The sequence below is a fragment of the uncultured Rikenella sp. genome, from assembly GCF_910579375.1.
Taxonomy (GTDB): Bacteria; Bacteroidota; Bacteroidia; order Bacteroidales; family Rikenellaceae; genus Rikenella.
In genome coordinates, this window is record NZ_CAJTUJ010000127.1 from 1 (window position 1) to 5,222 (window position 5,222).

Sequence of the window (5,222 nt, forward strand, 5' to 3'; positions counted from 1 at the left end):
ACGACCGTTGGTGGCTTTGTAGTTCCCTGCACCATATTTTTCACCCGCTACGCCGTCCGAATAGTACGGGAAAGTCCCGTTCAAAGGCACTTCCGCGTCCCGCGTAAAGTCAGACCAAGAAAGGGTAGAGACCGCCGGTTATTTAAGGTAGATCCGGCCGGTTGGTTCGGGTAGAAGTTGCCGATTATTTGGGCCGAGGCTGCCCGTTGTTTGGGGTAGACACGGCCCGTAAAACACCCTGTGGGTGTCGTTTATTCCGAGAGGCAACGCAACGGAAGACCGTGGCCGCGCAGGTAGGCGATATCGGGTTGGACTTCTGTCATGAAAAAACGCAAGTAGATGCTGTTTGTCTCGTAAGATGAAGAAGACCAAACGGAGCCTTCGCCGCCGACGCCATGCAGAGTCCCCAAACGTCCGGCAAAACCAGCCCCGCGGTAGCCCGGGGCGGGGCGCTGCGACAGGCGCACGATCGGAGGCGGGGAGGATGCGCGGTACGAAATAAAAATGTTAGCTTTGCACATAATCTATGGACAGGTCGATACTTCTCATATACACCGGCGGGACGATCGGGATGAAAACCAACCCCGAAACCGGATCCCTCGCCCCGTTCGATTTCACCCAAATCGGGAACGAAGTGCCCGAATTGCGCAAATTCGGGATACGCATCGACACCGTCGCTTTCGACCCCGTGATCGACTCCTCGAATGTCAGCCCCGTTGAATGGGAACGCCTCGCGGTCACGATTCGGGACGCTTACGAAAACTACGACGGATTCGTCGTCCTGCACGGGACGGATACGATGGCGTATACCGCTTCGGCGCTCAGCTTCATGATGGAGAATCTGGCCAAACCGATCATCTTTACCGGAAGCCAGATCCCGATCGGCGTGTTGCGGACAGACGGACGCGAAAACCTCGTCTCGGCCATCGAAATCGCCGCCTCGGGGGCGGTGCCCGAGGTGTGTATCTATTTCCAGAACAGCCTGCTGCGGGCCAACCGGACGATCAAATACAACGCGGAACACTTCAACGCCTTCCGGAGCCCGAACTATCCCTCGCTGGCCGAGGCCGGGATTGCAATCAAATACAACGAACCGTATATTCGGAAAGTCGACAGCTTTCTACCGTCGCTCAAAGTCGATACGGCATTGGAGACGCGGGTGGCTGTGGTGCGGATTTTTCCGGGGTTGAGGCCTGAGATTTTCCGGGCCATGCTGCGTGTCGAGGGGCTGCGGGGCGTCGTGCTGGAGACTTACGGGGCGGGCAATGCCCCGACAGACGGGTGGTTCGTCAAGACGGTGGCCGAAACGGTCGCCAGCGGCGTCGTGGTGATCAACGTGACGCAGTGTGCGGCGGGGAGCGTGGATATGGAGCTCTACGACACCGGGCGGGCGCTCCTGAAGGCGGGGGTGGTGAGCGGACACGACATGACGACCGAGGCGGCGGTGGCGAAGCTGATGTATCTCCTGGGGCGCGGGTTGTCGAAAGGGCAGCTGGTGAACTACCTCGGCATGTCGATCCGGGGCGAAATGACGGTCTGACGGAGGGGCCGAAATGGAGGAATTTTTCGGGGAGATGGTACACAATAAATTTTTTATGCTAACTTTAACCCGTTGAAACGGCTCGTTTCCCGCGATTCCGGCTCGTGCCGGTCGGTCTTCGGTGCGCTGTAACGCATTGGAGATCACGCGGTAATGCGGTCTTTTGATGGTTGTATTTTTTAAGGAGGAATGTCCGAGTGGTCGAAGGAGCACGCCTGGAAAGTGTGTATACCTCAAAAGGGTATCAAGGGTTCGAATCCCTTTTCCTCCGCAATCGAGCCGAAAAATGACGCGCCCGCAAAGCGGGGTTGCACGGATGAATGGAAATCGAAGCGAACTTGTTCGGTGAAGAGTTTCTATTCATCCGTGCAAAACATGCAGGCATGGGGGCGTTTTTCGGGGGAGGTGATTGCAGGGAGCCCGCCGGGAGGCAAGGGAAAAACAAGCGGCGCAGCGGTGTAGTTAATCCCGCATTCGAAAATTTCTCTTGACGAGAGACATAAACAAAGAAAACAAGTTGCATAGCGCGCGGTTAATCCCGTTCGAGGACTCCAATGCCGGACGGCAGGAGCGGTAAAATAAGGAGGCGGTTGATTCAAAACATGAGCCTCGTTCCCGAACTCGAAACCGAACCGTTTCGCCCGTCGACTGCGGGGCGAAAACCATACGAACAACTAACGAAACAAACAAAAAACAACTAATCAAATTACCGTCACTATGAAAAAACTTCTGACAATCGTGTCCATGGTAGGTCTGCTGACCTTCGGAACCGTGAACCTGTACGCTCAAGAGGCTGCCGACTCGACCGCTGCGGCTCAGACCGAACAGACCGACGCAATCACCCCGGCCGAAGAAGCCGTTGCTGACGCTGTGGCCGGCGAAGACTTGGGCGGGCAGCCGATGCACCAGGCACTGAAACAGAAATTTATCGAAGGGGGTGTGGGCTGGATGTCGCCGATCCTCCTCTGCTTGGTGCTGGGTCTGGCGATCGTGATCGAACGCGTGATTTATCTGAACCTCGCTACCGTAAATACCAAAAAACTCCTCGAAAAGGTTGAAGATGCTCTGAATAACGGCGGTATCGAAGCTGCCAAGGACGTGTGCCGCAATACCCGCGGGCCGGTGGCTTCGATCTTCTATCAGGGGCTCGACCGGACCAGCGAAGGGATTGACGTGGTCGAAAAATCGGTCGCTTCCTACGGGTCGGTACAGGCCGGGCAGCTGGAAAACGGTATGTCGTGGATCTCGCTCTTCATCGCTCTGTCGCCGATGCTCGGGTTTATGGGTACTGTGGTCGGTATGATCGCGGCGTTCGACGCCATCGAAGCGGCAGGGGATATCGCTCCGGCGCTGGTTGCAGGGGGGATGAAAATCGCCCTTTTGACCACCGTGGCCGGGCTTATCGCCGCTGTGATCCTCCAGCTCTTCTACAACTATCTGGTTGCTAAGATCGATAGCATCGTGATCTCGATGGAAGACGCTTCCATCTCGCTGGTGGACATCCTGACCAAATACCTGAAAAAATAACCCGCGCATACACGGCTCCGGCTCCGTGCGGCGACCGACGAGGGAGTGAACTTCCCGGCCGGGCGGACTGCGGGAGCGACCGTGGCGTGCTTTTGGCACAAACGAAACTATGAAATACCTTTCGATTATTAAATACATCCTCCTGATCGTTTCGGCCATTCTGGTGGTTGTCGGGGCAGCGACTTTCGTCGAAGGCGAAGAGAGCGTGACGCTCAACATGATGCTCATCTGGGCTTTGGTGATGGTGCTCCTCACGATTGCGCTGGTGATTATCATGCCGCTGTTCGCCGTCTTCCAGAATCCGAAGAGCGCGACCCGCTCGTTGATCGGACTGGGTGTGCTGGTGGTCGTGCTCCTCGTGTCGTACGCTCTGGCGAGCGACGAACCGATCCGGCTCGCCAGCGGCAAGACGATGGACGACTCGTTCGAACTCAAGTTCAGCGATACGGCACTCTATGCCACCTACATCGCCTTCATCGGGGTGATCCTCAGCATCCTCTTCGGTGAAGTCTACAAACTCATCAAAAAATAACCGCTCACGAAGATGGCGAAAAGAAAAGTTCCAGAAATCAATTCCGGATCTATGGCCGACATCGCGTTCCTGTTGCTCATCTTCTGGCTGATGACGACTTCGATGAACGTCGATTCGGGGATCTCCCGGAAATTGCCCCCCCTGGTCGAACAGGACAACGACCCGGGGATGGACGCCCACGAGCGGAATGTGCTCCAGGTGTTCGTCAGCGGCAATAACCAGCTCCTGGTGGCGGGACAACGGATGGATATATCGGGGCTGAGCGAAAAGGCGAAAACCTTTATCACCAACCCGACCAACGATCCCACCATGCCGGAGAAGGAGATGACCGAAATCCCGCTGCTCGGCAGCTATCCGGTGAGCAAAGGGCTGATCTCGCTCCAGAACGACCGCGGTACCAGTTACGAAATGTACCTCAAGGTGCAGAACGAACTGACCAAGGCCTATAACGAAGCGAAGAACGACCTGGCGCAAAAATCGTTCGGGAGGCCGTATTCCGACCTGAGCCCTGAACAGCAGAAGGCGATTAACAAGGCGATTCCGGTCAAAATCTCGGAAGCCGAACCGCGTAACCTGACAGGAGGAAAATAATTATGGCAATCATTCAAAGAAAGGGCGGAGGAAAAGGTACTCCGGGGATTTCTACCTCTTCGTTGCCGGACATTGTCTTCATGATCCTGTTCTTCTTCATGGCCACCACGACGATGCGCGAGGTGGAACTGAAGGTGCAGATCGACTCTCCGAAGGCGAGCGAAGCACAGAAACTCGAAAAAAAATCTTTGGTCAGCTACATCTATGTGGGGCCGCCCAAGAAAGAGTTCGTTCAGCAACTCGGGACGGCGCCGCGTATCCAGCTCAACGGAGCGTACAGCTCGCTGACCAACATCACCGAGTTCATTGCTGCCGAACGCGACAAACTGAAAGAAAACGAACGGCCGGATATGACCGTCAGCTTGAAGATCGACGCCACGACCAAGATGGGGCTGGTGACGGATATCAAACAGGAGTTGCGGCGGGCTAATGCGCTTTCGATCAGCTATGCGGCGGCAAAGGAAAAAGACAAGGCGCAGCAAGGGCGGTAGCTTTTTATCGGGCCTGTTGTAGCTGTGTGGAAGTAGGCTTAGTTAAGCGGGTTTCGACTCAAAATTCTAAGACTTACTCGCACAGGATAGTTAAGGGTTTCTCTCATTCGAGAGAAACCCTTTTTTGTTGCGAAAGGCGTTGCGGGAAGGCTGGGACTCATTTGCCTGGTGCGCGGACAGAGATTTGAGCCTCCGGCAGTTTGAGGATGCGCAGCATCCGTCTAAAGTTTGGCTACGCGTTGCCTTAGGCTTCCTCGTGCTACCTCGGCATAGCCCGTAAACGGTCTCTGCTCTCGGAACGCTACCCGGTTCCTCCTCGCCGCTCGGCAATTTGCAAACAGCGTTTGCATTGCTCTCGCTGGCAGCGTCGGTTTTCTGGTTCTCTTTGTTTACAAAGAGAACAGTTTCAGGCGGGTCAAAGCTCACCCGCGCGCGACAGCTGGAGTAGGAAATCATTCAAAGCGATTTGCGCTTTGAATAAGATTTCCGCCAGCGCGCGGACAGAGAATGGGGTAGAGGCTGCCCATTCCGACTGCCGGGA

At 55.7% G+C, this 5,222-nt stretch carries 6 protein-coding genes and 1 tRNA gene; 6 read left to right on the forward strand and 1 reads right to left on the reverse strand.

Annotation, left to right across the window (positions count from 1 at the left end; genetic code table 11):
• Positions 1–251: 251 nt before the first annotated feature.
• Positions 252–521 (reverse strand): hypothetical protein, encoded by a 270-nt coding sequence (locus tag QZ302_RS08345; RefSeq protein WP_294594398.1) that lies wholly within the window; start codon positions 519–521, stop codon positions 252–254.
• Positions 522–526: 5 nt separating this feature from the next.
• Between QZ302_RS08345 and QZ302_RS08350 the strand changes: the two genes are divergently transcribed.
• The 6 genes from QZ302_RS08350 to QZ302_RS08375 all read left to right on the forward strand — a co-directional run bounded on the left by QZ302_RS08350 (position 527) and on the right by QZ302_RS08375 (position 4,681).
• Entirely contained in the window at positions 527–1,540 is a 1,014-nt protein-coding gene (locus QZ302_RS08350) for an asparaginase (protein ID WP_294594400.1), read from the forward strand.
• 183 nt (positions 1,541–1,723) lie between these two features.
• Positions 1,724–1,811: transfer RNA gene (locus QZ302_RS08355), tRNA-Ser, on the forward strand.
• 446 nt (positions 1,812–2,257) lie between these two features.
• Positions 2,258–3,067: a MotA/TolQ/ExbB proton channel family protein gene (locus tag QZ302_RS08360; protein ID WP_294594402.1), complete on the forward strand. Its 810-nt coding sequence runs from the start codon at positions 2,258–2,260 to the stop codon at positions 3,065–3,067.
• Between the two features lie 109 nt (positions 3,068–3,176).
• Entirely contained in the window at positions 3,177–3,599 is a 423-nt protein-coding gene (locus QZ302_RS08365; RefSeq protein WP_294594404.1) for a hypothetical protein, read from the forward strand.
• Positions 3,600–3,611: 12 nt separating this feature from the next.
• Positions 3,612–4,190, forward strand: coding sequence for a biopolymer transporter ExbD (locus QZ302_RS08370; RefSeq protein ID WP_294594406.1), 579 nt, complete (start codon positions 3,612–3,614; stop codon positions 4,188–4,190).
• A 2-nt stretch (positions 4,191–4,192) separates the two neighbouring features.
• Entirely contained in the window at positions 4,193–4,681 is a 489-nt protein-coding gene (locus QZ302_RS08375) for a biopolymer transporter ExbD (protein WP_294594408.1), read from the forward strand.
• The last annotated feature ends 541 nt before the right edge of the window (positions 4,682–5,222 follow it).